The organism is Streptomyces sp. NPDC045695, from assembly GCF_056432025.1.
In genome coordinates, this window is the sequence record NZ_JBWKJU010000013.1 from 31,235 (window position 1) to 51,377 (window position 20,143).

Below are 20,143 nucleotides of genomic sequence, written 5' to 3' on the forward strand. Positions count from 1 at the left end.
TAGGCCGTCTCTTCCGGATCTTGCCGGGCCCGCGCCGCCCGGCACCGCACCTCGCCGCGTTGTCGGGGCGCCCGAGTACGTCCCGTACACGGGCGCCCCTCCGCCTTGCGATGCACGGCACCGGGCGACGCGGGCTTGACCGACAAGATCCGAAAGAGACGACCTAGTGGACCAGGACCCGGTCGGGGGTCTGCTCGGAACCGGCCGCGTGGGCGGAGCGGCGCGGCCGCACCGGCCACCAGAGGGACCGGCCCAGGAGGGCGGCCAGCGCGGGCACCAGCACGATCGACAGGACGAAGGCGGAGAGCATGATCCCGAGGGCCGTCGCGAAGCCGATCTGCTGCGTGGAAGCGGCCGGGGTGACGGCCAGGCTGCCGAAGGACGCGGCCAGGACCAGCCCCGCCGTGGCGATGGCGGGCGCCGTGTGCCGCACGGCGCGGCCCACCGCGACGCGGGCCGGACCGGGCCGCTCCATCTCCTCCCGGATCCGGTCGGCCATCAGGATGTTGTAGTCGGTGCCCAGTGCGACCACGAACAGGAACAGCACCAGCGGCAGCGTGAAGTCCACTCCCGGCCGGTCCAGCGCCCGCTGGAAGACGAGGGTCGAGGCACCGAGCGTCGCGGCGAAGCCCAGCCCGACCGCGGCCAGCAGGACGGCCGGCGCGAGGAGGCTGCGCAGCAGCGCGAGCAGGATCAGCGCGATCAGCGCCGCCGCCACCGGGAAGACCACCTTCAGGTCCTTGTCCACGGCGGCCGAGATGTCGGCGAAGAGCGCCGGGGTGCCGCCCACGTGGGCCTCCAGGCCGGCGGGCGTCTGAGCGCCGACCACCGCCCGGACCGGGCCGGTGACCAGGTCGCGGGCCTCCTTGCCCTGCGGGTCGGCCGTCAGGAACAGGTCGATCCGCGCCGCCCGCCGGTCCTCGCTGAGCACGGTGTCCGCGACCTGCCCCACGCCGCCGACGCCGGCCAGTGCCCCCGACAGCCCGCCGAGCCGCTCGGTGGTGAGCTCGGCGCCGTCCGAGGCGGTGACGAAGACAGTGGTCGGGTCCGACACCCCGGCCGGCAGGGCCCGGGCTATCTCGCCGGCGGTGGCGACGGCGGCGGTGCGTTCCCCGCCCGCGCCGCTCTGCCCGTAGTCCATGCGCATCCCCAGGAGCCCGGTCGTCAGTGCGCCGAGCAGGGCCACGGAGGCGAGGACCAGCGTCATGGGCCGCCGCGCCACGCGGTCGCCCATCCGTGCGGCGGCGCCGGGACGGGGCTCCCGCTTCAGGCCGCGGGAGGGCCAGAACATCTTGCGTCCGGCGACCGCCAGCAGGGCCGGCATCAGGGTCAGGCTGCCCAGCAGCATCACCAGTACGGCCAGGGCGATGGCCGGCCCGAGCACCCGGAACTGGCCGAAGGAGGCCACGCCGAGCGTGGCGAACGCGGCGACGATGGTCAGCGCCGCGGAGGTGATGGCCGTACCCACGCGCCCGGCGACCTCGGCGGCCGCCTCGCGCCCGGACTGCTGCGGGTGCTGGCGCAACTGCTCGCGGAAGCGGAAGAGGAGGAAGAGGAAGTAGTCGATGCCGATGCCCATCAACACCACGCTGATCAACCCAGGTGTGGAATCAGCCAGCCCGGTCCCGGTCAGCAGTGCGGCGCCCACCACGGCGCCGGCCGCGGCCCCGCCGATGACGGTGACCGCGAGCAGCGGCAGCAGGGCCGCCAGGACGCTGCGGAAGACCAGCACGTGCAGCAGGACGATGACCGCGAGCATCAGACCGCCGACGATGGCCGACCTGGTCTCCTCGGCGTCCGCCGTGTCCACGCGGTCGGCGATCCCGCCGGTGAAGCCGGTGCGCAGCCCGTCCTGGGCGAAGAGGTCCCGCGCGGAGTCCCGGAAGGCCTTGTAGGTGGACTGCACCCCGGGATCGGCCGGATTGCCGGTCAGTTCGACGGACAGCAGCCGGAAGGAGCGGTCGGGCGCCGTCATGGCCGGACTGACCGCGGGCACCTGGGAATGGTCCTGCGCGAAGGGGGCCGGGTCCTTCTCCTCGGGCATCGTGACCTTGCGCCGGGCGAGCTGGGCGGCCTGCGCGTCGATGCGCTGCTCGTCGGCGGCGCTGAGCGGCGCCGCGTCGGACCGGGCCACCAGCACGGTCAGCAGGTTGGCGTCCGGCTTCACCCCGAACCGCTCCTCGGCGATCTCCAGCGCGGCGGCCGAGTCGTAACTCGAGGGCAGGAAGCCGCCGTTGCCGGGTTGGCTGGCGCGGAACACGAACGCCTGCCCCACCATGGCCAGGGCGATGCCGAGGACCGCCCACAGGGCGATGACCTTCCACGGACTTCGCGTCGAGAATCCGGTCAGGGCGCGGATCACTGGTTCCTCCGGTCTGTGCGGTGCCGGCCGGGGGTTCCCGACCGGTCTCCAGACCATCAGGAGCGGGCGGGGAAAGCGTCAGGTCAGGGGAGGAGCCGGACTCGGGACCAGGGTCCGGCCGCGGCACCCGACCAGGACCCGGGTCCTGGTCGAGGTCCAGCCCAGGGGCCACTGGCACGGCAGGCGGCCGGTGCCAGAATGGGTCACCGGAGCGATCGGCCGCGTGAGCCCGGCGCCAGCAGGGATGCGGCCGACAGGGGAGGACCGACGCAATGGCTGTGGGCACGGCACGGGACGGCGCCGAACGAGTGGCTGAAGGAGTGCCCGAAGGGGTGGCCGAGCCGGGCACGGGCATGGACCGGGCCGCCACCCGAGCCGAGAACCGGGGCGTGGACCGGGGCGTGGACGGCGTGGACGGCCGGGGCGGCCGGAGCCCGGACCACGGCCCGGGCGCGGCCCGGCTGGAGTGGACGCGCAACGACGCGCTCGTGGCGGTCGGGGCCGCCGCCATCGACCTCGTCGGTTTCTCCCTGGGCCTCGTGACCGAGGGGGGCGTCCTCAGTGTGACCGCGGTCGTGGTGCTGGTGGTCGCGGCCATGACGCTGCTCGCCCGGCGCGTGCGTCCGGTGACCGTCCTGGCCACCGTACTGGCGCTGGGCGTGGTGCTGAACCTGAGCACGCCGCAGTCGCCGCACTTCAGCCTCGCCGTGACGGTGGCCCTCTACTCGGTGGCCAGGTTCCGCCGCCGCGCGGTGGCCGTGGGGGCGGCGCTCGCCGTGGTACCGCTCGTCTCGGCCGGCCAGAGCGGCTCGCCCCTGCCGTTCGGCTGGTGGGGCCTGGCCGGGAACGCGATCGCCTGCCTCATCGTCGTCGGCACGGCCGAGGCGGTGAACCGCAGGCAGCGGGAGGCAGAGGTCCACCGGAGGCTGCTCGCCGACCGGGCGGTGGCCGAGGAGCGCCGCCGGATCGCCCGGGAACTGCACGACATCGTCGCCCACCACATCACCACCATGCAGCTGATGGCCGGCGGAGCGCGGGCCAACCTGGCCCACCCGGAGGTGGCGCGGGAGGCCCTCATGACCCTGGAGGGCTCCGGGCGCATGGCCCTGCGCGAGATGCGCCAACTCCTCGACGTGCTGCGCGCCGGGGAGGAGCCGGAGCAGACCCCGCCGGCTCCCCAGCCGGGAGCCGGCGACCTCGACCGGATCATCACCGAGTCCCGGCTGGCCGGGACGGAGACCGAGTTCACCGTGGACGGGCCGGTCCGCCCGCTCCCGCCGAGCGTGGGCCTGACGCTCTTCCGGATCGTGCAGGAGGCCCTGACCAACACCCGCAAGCACGCCGGGCAGGCGAGGGCCCACGTACGCGTCACCTACCACCGGGACGAGGTGGCCGTGGAGGTGCGCGACGACGGGGCGGGAGCGCAGGTACCGGCCGCACGGTCCGCGCAGCGCTCCGGGTACGGTCTGATCGGAATGCACGAGCGCGTCGCCCTGCAGGGCGGGACCCTGGAGGCCGCCGCCGTGGACGGCGGGGGGTTCCGGGTGGCGGCCCGCCTCCCCGTCCCGGCTGCGGGCCCGGGAGACGGCGAGAGGGAGGAACGGCACCGATGATCCGTGTACTGATCGCGGACGACCAGCCGCTGGTACGGCGAGGGCTGGCGCTCATCCTGAGCCCCGACCCGGAGTTCGAGGTCGTGGGGGAGGCCGAGGACGGGGCGCAGGCGGTCGCCCTCGCTCAGCGGCTACGGCCCGACGTGGTCGTCATGGACATCCGCATGCCGGTCCTCGATGGGGTCAAGGCCACCGAGGAACTGGCGCTGACGCTCCCCGAGACCCGTGTCCTGGCCCTCAGCACCTTCGACATGGACGAGTACGTGGTCGCCGCCCTGCGCGCCGGGGCGTACGGCTTCCTGCCCAAGGACATCTCTCCGGAGGAACTGGGCGCCGCGGTCCGCATCGTCCACACCGGCGAGGCCGCCGTCGCGCCCCGGCTGCTCACCCGGCTCCTGTCCACGTACGTACGGACCCCCGCCCGGCCGCGGCCGGCCACCGCGCGGACCCCGGCCGAGCTCACGCCGCGCGAACTGGAGATCTGGCGGCTCATGGCCACCGGCCGGGGCAACGCGGAGATCGCCCTGGACCTGGACATCAGCGTCTCCACGGTCAAGAACCACATCACCGGCATCTTCGGCAAGCTGGGCGTCCGTGACCGCGCGCAGGCGGTGATCGCGGCCTACGAATCGGGCCTGGTCGAGGTCGGCTGCGGGAGCGGTTGATCACCAAGTGCCCCTAAGAGGGCCGGGATGCTCCTGGTGACCGCACCTGTGACCAGCCAGAACACTGGATGATTCGCCCGTGCGGACCGGGGCCGGTCCGTGGCACAGTGCGATGAGTCCAGCCGCACGACCAGGGAGCCCCCATGCGCGATCCGCACTCCACGCCGCTCGCGGCCGCCCCCGAGTGCCCGCCGCAGCCCGGCCCGCTGCCCTGCTGCCCGGTGTGCGACGACGTACCGGCCCGCATCTCCTGGCGCCAGTGCCCGGGCCGGCCGGTGGTCCTGCTCTCCGACCCCTGCGGCCACCGCTGGTCCTCCTCGGCGGCGCCGGTCCTGGAGGTCACCCCGTCCTGAGGTGTTCGTGCGCGTGCACAGCCTCCTCATGTTCAAAGATGCGTGGTGGCCGCTGACTTCGAGCAGAATCCTTCAATGCGGCCCGGCGGAGCGCTATCTTGCCAGGAGCATGCCAAAGAGCTGTGTCCGTGACCGGACCGCACGAGGAGCTGCCCCATGAGACTGCCAAGCATCCGCAGGAGCCAGGGAGCACAGGGGGCCTTAGCCGGCCCGGCCCACCAGGCCAGCGCGCCCCACCAGCCCAGCGCGCCCCGCCCGGCCCGCCGAACCCGGCGCGGCCCGGCGCCGGGGCGTCGCCGCCCGGGCGCCGCCCTGCTCGCCGCGGCCCTCGCCGTCGCCGGCCTGGCCGCGGCCGGACCGCTCGCCCTGCCCGCCGCGGCGGCCCCCGCCGGGCCCACGGCCACCGCGGGCAACGTCACCGGCTTCGCCCAGTCCCGGAACACCTTCACCGTCACGGCCTCCAGCGGAGCGAAGGCCCGCGTGGTCGTCGCCCGCGCCGACATCTTCCGCATCTGGCTCTCGCCCGACGGGGCCTTCACCAACGACCCGGCCGGCTCCGACCTCGCCCCCACCACCGACTTCGGCCCCGTGGCCACCACGTACTCCGACGCGGGCGCCTACTACCGGATCACCACCGGCTCCCTCTCCATCAGGGTCAACAAATCGCCCCTCCAGTTCTCCGTCTACCGCGCCGACAACACCACCCCCGTCTGGCAGGAGACCCAGCCCACCAGCTGGAGCAACAGCCAGACCACCCAGTACCTGGCCCGCGGCGCGGAGGAGCAGTTCTACGGCACCGGCCTGCGCCTGGGCGAATGGGCGCTGCGCGGCAAGACCGTCCCGATCGCCGTCGACAACAAGTGGCGCGAGAACACCAACGCCAGCCCCGCACCCTTCTACATGTCCACCAACGGCTACGGCGTCATGCGCAACACCTGGGCCCCGGGCTCGTACGGATTCAACGCCCCCACCACCCTCACCCACGACGAGAAGCGCTTCGACGCCTGGTACTTCACCGGCGACTCCCTCAAATCCGTACTCGACGCCTACACCGACGTCAGCGGAAAGCCGTTCATGGCGCCGATGTGGGGCTTCGAACTCGGCAACGCCGACTGCTTCAACGCCTCCAACCCCGACTACCAGGGTGATCACAACCGGCTGCGCCACCAGACCACCCCCGACGTCGTCGGCTACGCGGCCGACGCCCGCGCCGCCGACATGCCCTCGGGCTGGTTCCTGCCCAACGACGGCTACGGCTGCGGCTACACCGCGCCCCTCAAGTCGACGGTGGACGCACTGAAGTCCAAGGGTTTCCAGACCGGCCTGTGGACCTCCACCGGTCTCGGCTCCATCGCGGACGAGGTGGCCACGGCCGGCAGCCGCGGGGTCAAGACGGACGTGGCGTGGATCGGCAGCGGCTACAAGTACGCCTTCAACGGCGTACAGCAGGCCGTCGACGGGATCGAGAAGAACTCGGACGCCCGCCGCTACGTGTGGACCGTCGACGGCTGGGCCGGCACCCAGCGCAACGCCGTCGTCTGGACGGGGGACACCTACGGCACCTGGGACGACATGCGCTGGCACGTCCCCGCCATCGCCGGAGCCGGGCTCTCCGGCCTCAACTACGCCTCCGGCGACATCGACGGGATCTTCGGCGGCAGCCCCAAGACCTACACCCGCGACCTCCAGTGGAAGGCCTTCACCCCCGCCTTCATGACGATGTCCGGCTGGGGCGCGACCAACCCGGCCCCCGGCTACCAGGACAAGCAGCCCTGGCGGTTCGCCGAGCCGTACCTCTCCATCAACCGCAAGTACCTCCAGCTCAAGATGCGGCTGATGCCGTACCTCTACACGATGAGCCGCGTCGCCCACGAGAGCGGCGTCCCCAGCACCCGCGCCATGGTCCTGGAGTACCCCGACGACCCGGTGGCCCGCGGCAACCTCACCAGCGGCCAGTTCATGGCCGGCGACTCCTTCCTCGTCGCACCCGTCGTCTCCGACACCTCGGTCCGGGACGACATCTACCTCCCCGCCGGGACCTGGACGGACTACTGGACGGGCAAGACGTACGCGGGGCCGGGCCGGCTGAACGGCTACCAGGCGCCGCTCGACACCCTGCCCCTCTTCGTCAAGGGCGGCGGCATCGTGCCGATGTGGCCGCAGATGAACTACACGGGGGAGAAGCCCGTCTCGACGCTCACCTACGACATCCACCCGCGCGGAAACTCCTCCTTCAACCTCTACGAGGACGACGGCCTCACCCGCGCCTACCAGTCCGGCGCCTACGCCCGCCAGCAGGTCGACGTCACCGCGCCGACGGCCGGTACCGGCACGGTCACCGTGAACGTGGGCGCCCACACCGGCAGCTACACGGGCAAGCCGGCCTCGCGCGGTTACGAGTTCACCCTCCACGTGGCCTCCGCGCCCACCAGCCTCACGGCGGGCGGGTCCGCCGTGACGCGCCTGACCTCCAAGGCCGCCTACGACTCGGCCGCGTCCGGCTGGTTCTTCGACCCGGCGGACCGCTCCGGAGTGCTCTGGGTCAAGACGGGTCCGCAGGCGGGCGCGTTCACCGTCTCTGCCACCGGCACCAGCGTGCCCGCGGCCGAGGCCCTGCCCTCCTCCACCCCGATCTCTCCCGCGGCCTGGTCCCTGGCCTTCGCCGACAGCCAGGAGACGAGCGCCGAGAACGGCGCCGCCGTCAACGCCTTCGACGGGAACCCGGCCACGATCTGGCACACCGCCTGGTCCTCCCCGAAGCCCACCGCGCTCCCGCACGAGATCCAGATCGACCTCGGCGCCCGCTACGCGGTGGACGGCCTCGGCTACCTGCCGCGCCAGGACGGCGGGGTCAACGGCCGGATCGGCGGCTACGAGGTCTACGTATCCGACACCACCGCCGACTGGGGCCCACCCGTCGCCACCGGCACCTTCGCCGACACCGCGGCGGCCAAGACCGCCGCCCTCACCACCAAGTCCGGCCGCTACCTGCGCCTCAAGGCCCTGACCGAGGCGGGCGGACGCGGCCCCTGGACCAGCGCCGCCGAGATCAGCCTCACCGGCCGTCCGGCCCCGCTCCCCGCGAACGCCACGCTCGTCAACGCCGCCTCCGCGAGCTGCCTGGACCTGCCGCACAGTGCCACCACCCCCGGCACCGAACCCTCCCTCTACACCTGCCACGGAGGCCCCAACCAGCGCTGGACCCTACAGGGCGACGGCCGCCTCACCGGCCTCGCGGGCGTCTGCCTCGACGGCGCCGACCCCGCCCGCGTCATGATCCGCACGTGCGACGGCAGCCCCGGCCAGACCTGGCAGGCAGGCCCTCAGAGCACCCTGCGCACCGCCGGACAGTGCCTGACCCCGGCCGGCTCCGCCACCGCCGACGGTACCCCCCTCACCCGCGCCGCCTGCGACAACACCGCGGCCCAGCGCTGGACCTTCACCCCCTGACCCCCTGACCCTCTCAGCCGCCGAGCACGGCCTGGCACTCCCGCCAGGCCGGCTCGCTCAGCAGACCCCGCAACCGCCCGAACAGCGCGAAGAGTCCGGGCCCGCAGGCCCGCCCGAACGCCGGATCGATCCGCGCGAGGTCCAGTTCGTTGGCCGCCGACAACTCGGCGAGGTCCCGCCGCGACGCCAGGGCGGGGGAGTGGACACGGCCGGTGAACCGGTCCCGGAAGGCCGCCCGGTCAGCAGCGAGCGTCGGATACGACGCGGCCCGGTCGCACGCCGCGTACAGGTACACGATCCCCTCGGCCTCCTCCCCGATCACCTCGGCCAGCTCGGCCCGGCGCTCCAGCGTCAGGAGGGCGGTGGGGAATCCGTCCGTACCGTAGAACGCGTGGCACAGGCCCGCCCGCTGGAGCGCCGGCCGCGCTCCCCAGGACGCGAGCAGCTCCTGTACGCGCCCGAGGTGCGCGAGGAGGGTGCCACCGGGGTGGGCGATCTCCTGCGCCCCGAGCTCCCGCAACCATGCGACGGCGCGATCCGACACCGTGGGCCCCCTCCGCTCGTGGTGGTGGGTCGGCACCCGTCCCGCCTGCGTTCGCCCCGGGGTCCGGACCCGGGGGCGAGGGCGGGGACGAGTTGCCGCCCGGTCCCTGCACCGATCTTGATCCCGCTCAACACCCAAGTCAATCCTCGGGTTTCCTCCCCACACCCAAGCGATACCTTGGGACACATGACCTTGGACGATCTTCGCGTGTTCGTGGCCGTCTGCCGTGCCGGCAGCCTCAGCGCGGTGGCCCGTGACCTCGGCCGCACCCAGTCGGCCGTCAGCCAGCACGTCCGGCGCCTGGAGAAGGAGACCGGCGCCAGCCTCCTGGAGCGCCACGCCCGGGGAGTCGTGCCCACCGAAGCCGGACGCATCGTCCAGGCCGCCGCGGCCGACGGCATCGCGGGTCTCGACGGCGCTCTGCGCCGGGTGGCCGACCTCGTACGGGGCACGGGCGGGTCGGTGCGCGTGACGACCGGCGCGACCACCGTGCGGCACTTCATGTCCGAGGCCGTCGTCACCTTCCGTCGGCTCCACCCCGAGGTCAGCCTGGAGTTCCAGACCGAGAACTCCAGCCGCAGCTGCTTCGACGCCCTCGCCGCCGACGACCTCGACCTCGCCTGGATCACCATCGGCGGCCCGGTCCGCGGCATCGAACAGCGCCCCGTCATGGACCTGCCCTGGGTGCTCGCGGTCGGCGCCGACGACCCCCTCGCCGCCCGCCCCCACCTCGACCCCGCCGACCTCGCCGGCATCCGCCACATCCGGCTGCCGGAGAACTCCGCCTCCCGCGCCCACCTCGACGCCGCACTCACCGCGGCGGGCGTCCGCGTCCGCTCCGACACCAGCGCGGCCGACTGGGACACCGCCCTGCTGCTCGCCGAACTGGGCCTGGGGCACGCCGTCGTACCCGCGCTGCCCGGCTGGCGGGTCCCCGGCGACGGCCCGCTGCGGCTCGTTCCCCTCCCCGCCCTGCCGCCCCTCGCGGTCGGCTGGGCGGTCCGCCGCTGGGCGGCCCTCGCCCCGCCGGCCCTGGTCTTCGCCGACGCGGTGGCCCGCAGCTGCAGGGCGCGCGCCGCCGAGCAGCGCGGCCGGTCCGTCGGCTGACGAGGACGCGGGGCGCCGTACGGAGGATGATGGAGTGGCCGAGTACGCAGGCCGAGCGCGATCCCGCCGCCCGGCGGAGGAGGTGTGCCATGACGGAACGTTCCGCGACGGAGCACGACGGCGGTCCGTCGGCGTCGAAACTGGAGGAGGGCCGACTGCTCAAGGAGCTGGAGGCGATCCACCGCACGCGCCACGAGACCCTGCTCCACGGGTCCGACGAAGCCCTGGTCACCCACACGAAGCGGATGAACGAGCTGGAGCACGAGTACGTACGCCGTCACCCGCAGCGGGCGCAGACGGCGGGCCGCACCCGCTCGGGCGCCCGTGCCCGCGGCGCCGGGGACTGAGGGCGCGAACGCCGAGGGCCCGGCCCCGTACGGGGTCAGGCCCTCGGCGTCGCATCGGCCTCGGCGTTCGGTGTCCGGTCAGCGGGCGGCGTAGGGGAGCAGTGCCATCTCCCGGGCGTTCTTGATCGCCGCGGTGAGGCGGCGCTGCTGCTGGGCACTGACCCGGGTGACGCGGCGGCTGCGGATCTTGCCGCGGTCGGAGACGAACTTCCGCAGCAGGTCGGTGTCCTTGTAGTCGATGTGTGTGATCTTGGCTGCGTCCAGGGGGTTGGGACGGGCCTTGAGGGGCTTGCGGGTGTCGTGACGGCGGGCCATGCGGATTCCTCCGGTTCCTCGGGCTTCTCGGGTTTCTCAGGCTTCTCGGGTCATGGGTTCACGGGTCAGGACACGGGTAGAGGAGGGCGTCGAAGGCGGCGGGAAGGCACTGCCACGCCTCGCGTCCCCCGGCCAGCTCGGCATCGGTCAGCAGGCAGGACTCCAGGAGCCGGACCAGTCCGTCGCGGTCGAGGCCCGGTGAGGTGAAGACCAGGTGCTGGCAGCAGTCGCCGTGCTCCGGGTGCCAGCCCAGGGCGGCGGCCGCCCTGCGGACGGGAGGCACCATCTCCCAGGCGGCGTCGGGCAGCGAGGCCAGCCACGGGCCGCTGTCCTCCACGCAGAGCGCGCCGCCCGCGGCGTCCCAGGCCAGCAGGGTGTCGGGACGGTCGGCGAGCCAGAAACGGCCGCGGCTGCGGGCCGCCGCGCAGACGAGGTCCTCCAGCGCGTGGTAGAGCCGCTCCGGGTGGAAGGGGCGGTGGCGGTGCCAGACCAGGGTGGCGACCCCGGCCTCGTCCGCCTCCTGCGGCAGGAGCGCGCAGGCCGGGTGCTGGGCGGCGGCCGCCGCCTCCGCGTCGAACCCGGCGAAGGCGATCCGGGCCAGCTCACCGGACCCGGTCTCCACCCGGCGAGCGGTCGGGTGGAGCTGGGCCAGCAGCGCACGGTCCTCGTCGTCCGCGTCCGCGCTGTCGACGAGGGCCAGGACGGGCGCGTACTCCAGCTGCCGCGCCCAGGTGTCCCCGACCGTCCGCTGGTCGGTGGCCGCCGTGGCGAGCCCGGCCTCGGCGAGGTCGTCCCCGTTGGCGAGGTAGGGCAGCACCAGCGCCGGGTCGACGGCGGTGATCACATTGCTGAGCTCCAGGTCCTGCCCGCCGTGCGCGTCGATGACCTCGGCCATCGCGCGGGGTTCGACGGAGTCCCACAGTTCGACGACGGCGAGCCGGGTCGATCCGTCCGCGGCCAGCCGCCTCAGCTCCGGGACCAGGTCCTCGCGCAGCGCGCAGCACGCGCAGTCGTTGACGAGGGGGGTCTCGCCCGTATCGAGGAGGAGGGAGGCGTCGCGCACGGTGCGCCGTACGGTGCCCTCGGCCGCCGTGGAGAGGTCGTGGTGCAGGGCGACGCTGCCGGGCACGGTGAGGAGCAGCGCCCGCACCGCCGCCCGGCGGGCCTCCGAGTGGAGACCGCCCACGATGACGACGGGCAGGGTCACGGCTTGCTCCCGTAGCGGCGCTGGAAGCGCTCGACGCGCCCGGCGGTGTCCAGGACGCGTGCGGTGCCGGTGTAGAAGGGGTGGCTCTGCGAGGAGATCTCGACGTCGATGAAGGGGTAGGTGTGGCCGTCCTCCCAGATGACGGTCTTGTCGCTGGTGGCGGTCGAGCGGGTGAGGAAGGCGAAGTCGGCGGCCTTGTCGCGGAAGACGACGGGGCCGTAGGCGGGGTGGATGCCGGGCTTCATGGCGGAGTCCTTCAGGCGGTGGGACGGACGGTGGGGCAGGGTCAGCGCTCTTCGCGGAAGTCGACGTGCCGGCGGACCACCGGGTCGAACTTGCGCAGCACCATGCGGTCCGGGTCGTTCCGGCGGTTCTTGCGGGTGACGTAGGTGTAACCGGTGCCCGCGGTGGAGCGGAGTTTGACGATCGGGCGTACTTCGTTGCGTGCCATGTGACTAGTATATGGCAATGATTTCCATTTCCAATATGGTCCCCTATGAGAGGCAGGCACCACCATGTCCGCGCACTGTCAGCTGACCGGCGCCCGGCCGGGCTTCGGCAACTCCATCTCCCACTCGCACCGGCGCACCTCGCGGCGCTTCGACCCCAACGTCCAGCGCAAGAGGTACTGGCTGGCGGGCGAGGGGCGGTGCGTCCGCCTCACCCTCAGCGCGAAGGCGATCAAGACCGTCGACGCCATCGGCGTCGAGAGCGCCGTGGCCCGCATCCGGGCGCGCGGGGTGAAGGTCTGATGGCGAAGAAGAGCAAGATCGCGCGCAACGAGAAGCGCAAGGCGATCGTCCGGAGGTACGCCGCCCGGCGGGCGGAACTCAAGGAGGTCCTGCGGCTGTCGTCCTCGACCGAAGCCGAACGGGCCGGCGCGCTGGCGGAGCTCAGGCGTCAGCCGCGCGACGCCAGCGCCACCCGGGTGCGCAACCGGGACAGCGTGGACGGACGCCCGCGCGGCCACCTGCGCAGGTTCGGACTCTCCCGGATCCGGATGCGCGGACAGGCGCACGCCGGCTTCCTCCCGGGGGTCACCAAGTCGTCGTGGTGACGACCGGACGCCTCGGAGCGGCCCGCACCCTTGGGGTGCGGGCCGCTCGTCGTTCGAGCTCCAGTACTGGGTCACCTTTGCCTCGCATGAGACGATCTTGTATCGTTTGACGCGAAGGAGGCTCATCGTGGTGCGAGAAGAAGAGCTGCTGGACGGCGCCGCCCGCGTCCTGGCCGGCGATCACAGCGCCTCGATGGTGCAGATCGCCGCCGGCATCGGGACCAGCCGCGCCACGCTCAGCCGCCGCTACGCGACCCGGGAAGCGCTGCTGAAGGCCGTGGCCGTCCGGGCGATCCACGTGGTCGACGGCTGCCTCGCCCCGCTCGACCTGGACCGGGCCGCCGACGGGCCGGCCTTCGACGCCGCCCTCGAAGAGCTGGTGCTCGCGCTGATGCCCGCCGCGCACCTCTACGGCTTCACCTCGCGGGACGCCACCGTCCTCGCGGACCCGGAGTTCCGGGCCGGCGTGGACCGCCAGGACCAGCGGGCACTCGCCTTCCTCGCCCTCGGTCAGCGGCTGGGACGACTGCGCGGCGACCTGCCGCCGTACTGGATCTGGTACGCGCTCTGGGGCCTGCTCGACGCGGCCGCCGAAGGCGTGCGCGACGGGCACCTCGCGCCCCGCCAGATCGGCCACCTGGTCCTGACGTCCTTCCTCGGCGGCACCCGGCCCCTCGCGCCCCCGCCCCCCGCTCAACCCTGAACGGATTCCCATGCACACCCCCTCGCAGGACTCCCGCCGTTGGATCGTCCTGGCGATCCTCTCCGGCAGTCTCCTGCTCATCTCCATGGACACCACGATCCTCAACGTGGCCTTCCCCTCGCTCGTCGGCGATCTGCGGCCGGGCGCCGTGCAGCAGCTGTGGATCATCGACGTCTACGCCCTCGCCCTGTCCGGGCTGCTGGTCACCGCGGGCGCGCTCGGTGACCGCTGGGGGCGCAAGCGGCTCCTCATGGCGGGCTTCGGCATCTTCTCGGCGGCCTCGCTCATCGCCGTGTTCTCCACCGAGGCGTGGCACGTGATCGCGGCCCGCGCCCTGCTCGGCGTCGGTGGCGCGGCCATCATGCCGTCCACCGTGTCGATCCTGCGCAGTGTCTTCACCGACGCCAAGGAGCGCGCCTTCGCGCTCGCCGTCTGGGCGGCCGTCTTCGGCGGCGGCATGGCCTTCGGGCCGGTCGTCGGCGGCCTGCTGGTCCAGGACTACGGCTGGCACTCCGCCTTCCTCCTCAACCTTCCCGTCGCCGCCCTCCTCGTCGTCGCCGGCCTGCGCTACCTGCCCGAATCGCGGTCCCCCCGCAGCAGCGGCGCGTGGGACTGGTGGGGCGTCGGACAGTCCGTCGTCGGCATGCTCGCCCTCGCCGGCGGCATCAAGCAGCTCGGCAAGAGCGGCGTGGGCGACCCCCTGCCCTGGGCGCTGCTGCTGGTCGCCGCCGTGGCACTGACCGTCTTCGTCCGCCGCCAGCTGCGCCTGGACAACCCGCTGCTCCAGGTGCGGCTGTTCGCCAAGCCCGCCTTCAGCGTCGCGGCCACCGCGATCTTCCTGCCCATGGTGGGCATGGGCGCGATCCTGTTCCTCGTGACCCAGTGGTTCCAGTACGGCGAGGGCTACACCCCGCTGGAGGCCGGAGTGCGCCTCCTGCCGGCCCCGCTCGCGCTGATCGCCGCCTCGATGGTCGCGCCCTCCCTGATGCAGCGGTTCGCGATCCGCCACGTGCTCGGCGCGGGACTGGTCGTCATGGCCGCCGGAATGGCCCTGCCCTGGGCCTTCCAGCAGTTCGCCGAACTCGGCTACCCGGCCTTCGCGGCCGCCCTGACCGTCATCGGCCTCGGCGCCGGCACTGCCACCACAGTGGCCTCCGTGACGCTGGTCTCCGCCGCTCCCGCGGCCGAGGTCTCCAGCGCCGCCGCGATCGAGGAGACCTGCTACGAGCTCGGTTCGGCCATGGGCGTCGCCGTCCTCGGATCCACCGCCGCCGCGCTCTACCGGAGCAACCTGCCCGCCCTCGACCTGGACGGGCCCGCGGCCGCCGCGGTGCGGGACTCCGTCGGCGAGGCCGCGCACACCGCCGAACGGCTGGGCGGCGCGGTCGGCCGGGCGCTGCTCGAATCGGCTTCGCACGCCTACACCCTGGCGATCACCCCGGCGTTCCTCATGGCCGCCGGGCTCGCGGTCGCCGCGGCGGCCACGACCTGGGCGCTCATTCCGCGCGATCTGCGGCCCACCGAGAACCACTGAGCCGGGCGGAGCCGAACACGGGCGCCGCGGGCGCCGGGCCCAGCGTGGTGGTGCCCGGCGCCGCCCGGTGGCCCAGGCCCGTGCGGTACGCGTCCATCGCCGCCTCGACCCGGCCCGTCCGCCGCAGCAGGTCACCCAGCAGCCTGCACAGATCGGCCAGGTCGCCGCTGGCCCCGCTGCGCTCCAGCAGGGCCAGCGCCTGTACGTAGTGCTCCTCGGCGGACTCGGTCTCGCCGTGCTCCTCGGCGATCAGGCCGAGGAGCCGGTGCGCGCCGCCCGCGTGCACCGCGCCGTGGCTGTCTCCCAGTTCCAGCAGCGCCGAGAGCAGCCGGGCGGCCTCGTCGAAACGGCCGAGCTGGCGCAGGACGTCGGCCAGTTCGACCTCCACCTGGGCCGTGTACAGCCCGGCCCGCCGGGCTGACAGCATGTCCCGGGCCGTGCGCAACTCCCGCTCCGCCGACTCCAGTTCACCGTTCTGGGCCTGTACGTAGCCGCGCATCCAGTGGCAGTGGGCCAGATCGGTCCGCAGCCGCAACTGCCCGTAGATCTCCTGGGCCTTGGCGAGGGAGGCGTCGGCGTCGGCCACCCGCCCCTCGGCCAGGAAGGTCCGTGCCACCTGCCGGTGCATGCCCGCCACCAGCGCCGGGTCGCTGACCTGCGGGGCCAGCGCGAGCGCGAGCTCGGCCGCGTGGGCCGCGCGGCCCAGGGCCCCCATGTCGATGTACGGCCCGATCACCGCCGCGTAGAGCAGCACCAGGGCCTCGGGGTCGGCCAGCCCGCTCGCGCCCAGCTCGTCGATGGTGGATTCGAGGAGGTAGCAGGCGTAGCGCAGCTCACCGGCCAGCAGGTGAGCGACGGCGCGGCCGCGGATCGGCCGGGCGCGCCGGGGGAGCGGTTCTTCGGCCAGGAGCCGCTCGGCCGCCTCGAAGTGGGCGATCGCGTCGGGCAGTTCGCCCGCCTCCAGCGCGCATTCGCCGAGCCCGAGCCGCGCCTCCGCCTGTTCGGAGGTCAGCCCGAGGTCAGTGGCCTCGGTGAGCAGGCGCCGGTAGCGGGTGGCGGCCTCGTCGGCCGCGCCGGTGGAGAGCGTCTGCTGGGCGTCGGTGAGGGCGAGCCGCAGCTCGGTGGCCAGATGGGCGGGGCGACCCGTGGCCAGCTCCTCGTACGAGGTGCCCAGGCGTGCGGCGAGGAAGCGCAGCGCGGTCTCGGAGGGGCGCACCTTGCCCGACTCCAGGGTGGAGATGTAGGCCGAGGTGTACGAGGGCTCCGCCAACTGCCGCTGCGTCAGCCCCAGTTCACCCCGCATGCGCTGAACCCTGCGGCCGATTCGGGCCGGTTCGTCCATGGAATCCCCCTGGTTGCTCGAACTCCCCAGTATTGAGGGGGAGCAGGCCATTGCGCACCTCTCACGCGCCCCCTAGTTTAAGCAGCTGTTTCAGTGCGCTTAACAAGCTGCTTAATTCCCTTTCCTGGGGGAGGACTTCATGGATCCAGTCAGAGGACGCCGCGTCCGGCGCCCGGCCGTACGCTCCGCCCTTCGCGGGGCCGTCGCGATGGTCGTCGCGACCGCCGCGCTGGTGGCCGCGGGGCCCGCCCGCGCGGTGGACGCCCCGGCCAAGGACCGGGTGGAGGTGGAGATACCGGGCCCGGAGCACGGCGGCTTCGCCGGATCCGGCCACACCCGGGTACCGGCCGCCGCCAGCCCCGCGAAGAGCGCGGGCCGGCTCTCCGAGGCCGAGCGGGCGGCGGACGGCGAGGTCGTCAAGATGGTCGACAACGGCCCGACCGCCGACCGCCTCGACGTCGTCATCGTCGGGGACGGCTACACCGCCGGCGAACTGGAGCGGTTCCGCTCCGACGCCGCGCAGAAATGGGGCGAGGTGACGGCCGTGGAGCCGTACACCACCTACCGGAACCTGTTCAACGTCTGGACGGTCGACGCGGTCTCCCACGACTCCGGCGTCTCCGGCGACCCCGACCCGGCCACCGTCCGCGACACCGCCCTCGGCTCGTACTTCTGGTGCGACGGCATCGAGCGGCTGCTCTGCATCGACCAGCCCAAGGTCGACACGTACGTGGCGAAGGCGCCGGAGGCCGACCTCGTCATCGTCCTGGCCAACAGCGCCAAGTACGGCGGCGCCGGCTACAACGAGCCCAGCCCCACCCTCGGCTACGAGGGGATATCGACGGCCTCGGCCGGCCACGCGAAGTCCGGCCAGGTCGCCATCCACGAGACGGGCCACTCGCTGGGCAAACTCGCCGACGAGTACTTCTACACGGGCGTGCCGGACTACGAGAAGTACACCGGCCGCGAGCCCGCCGAGTCCAACAGCTCGGGCCTGCCCGCCGACCGGATGGCCGCACAGCGGGCCAAGTGGTACCGCTGGCTCGGCGAACCGTCGCCCGACGGCGGCACGGTCGGCACCTACGAGGGCGGCAACTACTACGTCACCGGCCTCTACCGGCCCACCGACAACTCACTGATGCGGGTCCTGGGCAAGCCCTTCAACCTGCCCGGCGTCGAGTCGATGATCGCCGGCTTCTACCAGCACGCACGGACCGTCACCGCGCTCACCCCGACCGACAGGACCCTGAGGCTGCGCCACACGGCGAAGGCCGCCGTGCCGGCGCTGACCGGGGCGGACGGCCGGCAACTGGTGGTGCGCTGGTACCTCGACGGCAGGGAGCTGAAGCGGTTCGAGGGCCGCAGCGAGGTGTCGGTGGCGGAGCTGTGGCTGTTCGACTTCCGCACGCACCGGCTCTCGGTGACGGCCGAGGACCGCACGCCGTCGGTGCGCGACCCGAAGATACTGCCGACCCTGCGCTCCACCGTCGACTGGCAGGTCCGGCTGTAGACGCGACGAAGCCGGTGTCCGCGGCGACAGGATCGCGGCGGACACCGGCGGGGGCGGAGCCAGGGGCTCCCGAACTACATGGGGTCCATGCCCCGTGCGTCCGTGCGGCCCTCCTGCTCGCTCTGCTCCTGCAGGCGGCGGGCCTTCTCCTGCAGCCGTCGGCGCTCCTCCGGGTCGGTGGACCGCTCGGCCGCGTCCTTCAGTTCCTGCGCCTTGTCGCGCATCTGCTGGGACCGGCCGCGGGATTCGCCTGAAACGCTCATTGATCGCTCCTTGGATCTGTGGGGGAGAGCGGGCGGATTCAGCGAACCAGTACTGCCGTTCGCCCGCATCTCGAAGCGTCACCCAGCGTGACCCCGGGGCGGGAGAGCCCGCGAATGGCCGACCGCGGATGCCGCAGCGGGCGCGTTCGGCGAGTCTGTGGGGGTGAGCCGAACCGATCCCCCGAAGACCGCCGCCTCCGCCGCCCGCACCACCGGCACCACCGTGACGCTGCGCGTCAACGGCACCGGGCACTCCCTCCGGCTGGACCACCGCGTCACCCTCCTCGACGCCCTCCGGGAGCACCTGGACCTCACCGGGGCCAAGAAGGGGTGCGACCACGGCCAGTGCGGGGCCTGCACCGTGCTCCTCGACGGGCGGCGGGTCAACAGCTGCCTGCTGCTGGCGGTCGCCCAGGACGGCGCGGAGGTCACCACCGTGGAGGGACTCGCCGACAGCGGCGACGGCGACGCGGCCGCCCTCCAGCGCGCGTTCGTGGAACGGGACGCCTTCCAGTGCGGCTTCTGCACGCCGGGCCAGCTCTGCTCCGCCGTCGCAGCGCTCGCCGAAGCGGCCACGGAAGCAGCCGCTGACGGCGCCGAAGCCGAAGCGGCTGCAGATGCCGGGCACCGCGCCCCGGTCACCCTCACCGAAGAGGAGATCAGGGAGCGGCTCAGCGGCAACCTCTGCCGCTGCGGCGCCTACCCGGCCATCGTCCGGGCCGTGCAGGACGTGGCCGGATGAAGCCCTTCGACTACGTGCGGGCGACCACCCTCCAGGAGGCCGCCGAAGCCCACGCCGCCCGCCCCGGTTCCCGCTACCTCGGCGGCGGCACCAACCTCGTCGACCTGATGAAACTCGGCGTCGAGACCCCCGGCACCCTCGTCGACCTCTCACGCATCCCGCTCCACGCCATCGAGGAGCTGCCCGGCGGGGCCCTGCGCATCGGAGCCACGGCCCGCGCCAGCGACGTGGCCGCGCACCCCCTCGTACGCGCCCGGTACCCGGCCCTGGCCCAGGCCCTCCTCGCCGGGGCCTCCCCGCAACTGCGCAATGTCGCCACCACCGGCGGCAACCTCCTCCAGCGCACCCGCTGCACGTACTTCCAGGACGTCTCCAAGGCCTGCAACAAGCGCGAGCCGGGCGCCGGTTGCTCCGCGCTCGACGGCATCCACCGCGACCACGCCGTACTCGGTCACTCCCCCCACTGCGTCGCGACCCACCCCTCGGACATGGCCGTCGCCCTCGCCGCGTACGACGCCGACGTCGAGCTCTACGCGGCCGGCGGCACCCGGACGGTGGCGGCCACCGCCTTCCACCGGCTGCCCGGCGACCACCCCGAGCGGGACACCGAAATCCGGGACGGCGAGATCGTCACCGGGGTGCTCCTGCCCGCCGCCGCTCCCGGCGCCCGCTCCCGGTACCGGAAGGCGCGCGACCGGGCCTCGTACGCCTTCGCGCTGGCCTCGGTCGCCGTGGTGCTCGACGTCGACGCCGACGCGGGTCTCGTACGGCGGGTCGCCGTCGCCTTCGGCGGGCTCGCCCACCGGCCCTGGCGCGCCACCACCCTCGAACGGACCCTCACCGGGTCCGCGCCGACCCCCGACGCCGTCCGGCAGGCGGTCGAGGCCGAACTGGCCGGGGCCCGGCCCCTGCGCGACAACGCCTTCAAGGTGGCACTCGCCCGGAACCTGGCGTGCGACGTGCTCGGCGCGCTGGCCCGCTCCCGCACGTGACCCGCCCGCACACCCCCGTAGACCGTGTCCGTGAACC

The 20,143-nt window shown here is 73.3% G+C and carries 21 protein-coding genes; 13 read left to right on the plus strand and 8 right to left on the minus strand.

Translation table 11 applies throughout. The features are described 5' to 3' along the window. Window positions 1-163 precede the first annotated feature (163 nt). Complete coding sequence (locus AC07DU_RS22165) at window positions 164-2,362, minus strand: MMPL family transporter (protein ID WP_479113054.1); 2,199 nt, start codon at window positions 2,360-2,362, stop codon at window positions 164-166. Between the two features lie 272 nt (window positions 2,363-2,634). On the opposite strand from AC07DU_RS22165, the gene AC07DU_RS22170 reads away from it, so the two are divergent. From AC07DU_RS22170 to AC07DU_RS22185, 4 genes are all read left to right on the plus strand, one after another. Continuing rightward, a complete protein-coding gene (locus AC07DU_RS22170; RefSeq protein ID WP_479113056.1) occupies window positions 2,635-3,975 on the plus strand; it encodes a sensor histidine kinase in 1,341 nt (446 codons plus the stop codon). Beyond that, entirely contained in the window at window positions 3,972-4,640 is a 669-nt protein-coding gene (locus tag AC07DU_RS22175; RefSeq protein ID WP_479113058.1) for a response regulator, read from the plus strand. The genes AC07DU_RS22170 and AC07DU_RS22175 overlap by 4 nt, the downstream gene beginning before the upstream one ends. Window positions 4,641-4,783: 143 nt before the next feature. Continuing rightward, entirely contained in the window at window positions 4,784-4,993 is a 210-nt protein-coding gene (locus tag AC07DU_RS22180; protein WP_479113060.1) for a hypothetical protein, read from the plus strand. A 156-nt stretch (window positions 4,994-5,149) separates the two neighbouring features. Further along, window positions 5,150-8,443, plus strand: a complete 3,294-nt coding sequence (locus AC07DU_RS22185) for a TIM-barrel domain-containing protein (RefSeq protein ID WP_479113062.1) — start codon at window positions 5,150-5,152, stop codon at window positions 8,441-8,443. A 13-nt stretch (window positions 8,444-8,456) separates the two neighbouring features. Here AC07DU_RS22185 and AC07DU_RS22190 read toward each other — a convergent pair whose 3' ends face one another. After that, window positions 8,457-8,987, minus strand: a complete 531-nt coding sequence (locus tag AC07DU_RS22190; protein ID WP_479033765.1) for a DUF6817 domain-containing protein — start codon at window positions 8,985-8,987, stop codon at window positions 8,457-8,459. A 186-nt stretch (window positions 8,988-9,173) separates the two neighbouring features. Here AC07DU_RS22190 and AC07DU_RS22195 point away from each other — a divergent pair, with 186 nt between their 5' ends. Then, window positions 9,174-10,094, plus strand: a complete 921-nt coding sequence (locus tag AC07DU_RS22195) for a LysR family transcriptional regulator (RefSeq protein ID WP_479033768.1) — start codon at window positions 9,174-9,176, stop codon at window positions 10,092-10,094. An 89-nt stretch (window positions 10,095-10,183) separates the two neighbouring features. Continuing rightward, complete coding sequence (locus AC07DU_RS22200; protein ID WP_360904781.1) at window positions 10,184-10,441, plus strand: DUF6158 family protein; 258 nt, start codon at window positions 10,184-10,186, stop codon at window positions 10,439-10,441. Between the two features lie 78 nt (window positions 10,442-10,519). On the opposite strand, the gene rpsR is transcribed toward AC07DU_RS22200, so the two are convergent. From rpsR to rpmG, 4 genes are read right to left on the minus strand one after another with little or no spacing between them, the layout of a single operon-like run. Then, the gene (gene rpsR, locus AC07DU_RS22205; protein WP_479113064.1) at window positions 10,520-10,756 is read right to left on the minus strand and encodes a 30S ribosomal protein S18; all 237 of its coding nucleotides are present in this window, start codon (window positions 10,754-10,756) and stop codon (window positions 10,520-10,522) included. Between the two features lie 58 nt (window positions 10,757-10,814). Continuing rightward, the gene (locus AC07DU_RS22210) at window positions 10,815-11,963 is read right to left on the minus strand and encodes a CobW family GTP-binding protein (RefSeq protein WP_479113066.1); all 1,149 of its coding nucleotides are present in this window, start codon (window positions 11,961-11,963) and stop codon (window positions 10,815-10,817) included. Next, complete coding sequence (locus tag AC07DU_RS22215) at window positions 11,960-12,208, minus strand: type B 50S ribosomal protein L31 (protein ID WP_479113068.1); 249 nt, start codon at window positions 12,206-12,208, stop codon at window positions 11,960-11,962. Before AC07DU_RS22215 ends, AC07DU_RS22210 begins: the two co-directional genes overlap by 4 nt. A gap of 41 nt (window positions 12,209-12,249) precedes the next feature. After that, window positions 12,250-12,414 (minus strand): 50S ribosomal protein L33, encoded by a 165-nt coding sequence (gene rpmG / locus AC07DU_RS22220; RefSeq protein ID WP_030162346.1) that lies wholly within the window; start codon window positions 12,412-12,414, stop codon window positions 12,250-12,252. A 64-nt stretch (window positions 12,415-12,478) separates the two neighbouring features. On the opposite strand from rpmG, the gene rpmB reads away from it, so the two are divergent. From rpmB to AC07DU_RS22240, 4 genes are all read left to right on the plus strand, one after another. Continuing rightward, window positions 12,479-12,715: a 50S ribosomal protein L28 gene (gene rpmB / locus AC07DU_RS22225; RefSeq protein ID WP_479113070.1), complete on the plus strand. Its 237-nt coding sequence runs from the start codon at window positions 12,479-12,481 to the stop codon at window positions 12,713-12,715. Next, window positions 12,715-13,020, plus strand: coding sequence for a 30S ribosomal protein S14 (gene rpsN / locus AC07DU_RS22230; RefSeq protein ID WP_479113072.1), 306 nt, complete (start codon window positions 12,715-12,717; stop codon window positions 13,018-13,020). Before rpmB ends, rpsN begins: the two co-directional genes overlap by 1 nt. A gap of 127 nt (window positions 13,021-13,147) precedes the next feature. Next, the gene (locus AC07DU_RS22235; protein WP_479113074.1) at window positions 13,148-13,723 is read left to right on the plus strand and encodes a TetR/AcrR family transcriptional regulator; all 576 of its coding nucleotides are present in this window, start codon (window positions 13,148-13,150) and stop codon (window positions 13,721-13,723) included. A 10-nt stretch (window positions 13,724-13,733) separates the two neighbouring features. Then, the gene (locus tag AC07DU_RS22240) at window positions 13,734-15,257 is read left to right on the plus strand and encodes an MFS transporter (protein ID WP_479113076.1); all 1,524 of its coding nucleotides are present in this window, start codon (window positions 13,734-13,736) and stop codon (window positions 15,255-15,257) included. On the opposite strand, the gene AC07DU_RS22245 is transcribed toward AC07DU_RS22240, so the two are convergent. Continuing rightward, window positions 15,220-16,599: a helix-turn-helix domain-containing protein gene (locus AC07DU_RS22245; protein ID WP_479033787.1), complete on the minus strand. Its 1,380-nt coding sequence runs from the start codon at window positions 16,597-16,599 to the stop codon at window positions 15,220-15,222. The two genes, AC07DU_RS22240 and AC07DU_RS22245, sit on opposite strands and share 38 nt — an antisense overlap. Window positions 16,600-16,738: 139 nt before the next feature. Between AC07DU_RS22245 and AC07DU_RS22250 the strand changes: the two genes are divergently transcribed. Next, complete coding sequence (locus AC07DU_RS22250) at window positions 16,739-18,109, plus strand: M64 family metallopeptidase (RefSeq protein ID WP_479113078.1); 1,371 nt, start codon at window positions 16,739-16,741, stop codon at window positions 18,107-18,109. 74 nt (window positions 18,110-18,183) lie between these two features. On the opposite strand, the gene AC07DU_RS22255 is transcribed toward AC07DU_RS22250, so the two are convergent. Then, complete coding sequence (locus tag AC07DU_RS22255; RefSeq protein ID WP_453285891.1) at window positions 18,184-18,372, minus strand: DUF6381 family protein; 189 nt, start codon at window positions 18,370-18,372, stop codon at window positions 18,184-18,186. A 163-nt stretch (window positions 18,373-18,535) separates the two neighbouring features. Here AC07DU_RS22255 and AC07DU_RS22260 point away from each other — a divergent pair, with 163 nt between their 5' ends. Next, window positions 18,536-19,114: a (2Fe-2S)-binding protein gene (locus tag AC07DU_RS22260; protein WP_479113080.1), complete on the plus strand. Its 579-nt coding sequence runs from the start codon at window positions 18,536-18,538 to the stop codon at window positions 19,112-19,114. Continuing rightward, window positions 19,111-20,106, plus strand: a complete 996-nt coding sequence (locus tag AC07DU_RS22265; RefSeq protein ID WP_479113082.1) for an FAD binding domain-containing protein — start codon at window positions 19,111-19,113, stop codon at window positions 20,104-20,106. Before AC07DU_RS22260 ends, AC07DU_RS22265 begins: the two co-directional genes overlap by 4 nt. Window positions 20,107-20,143: the final 37 nt, after the last annotated feature.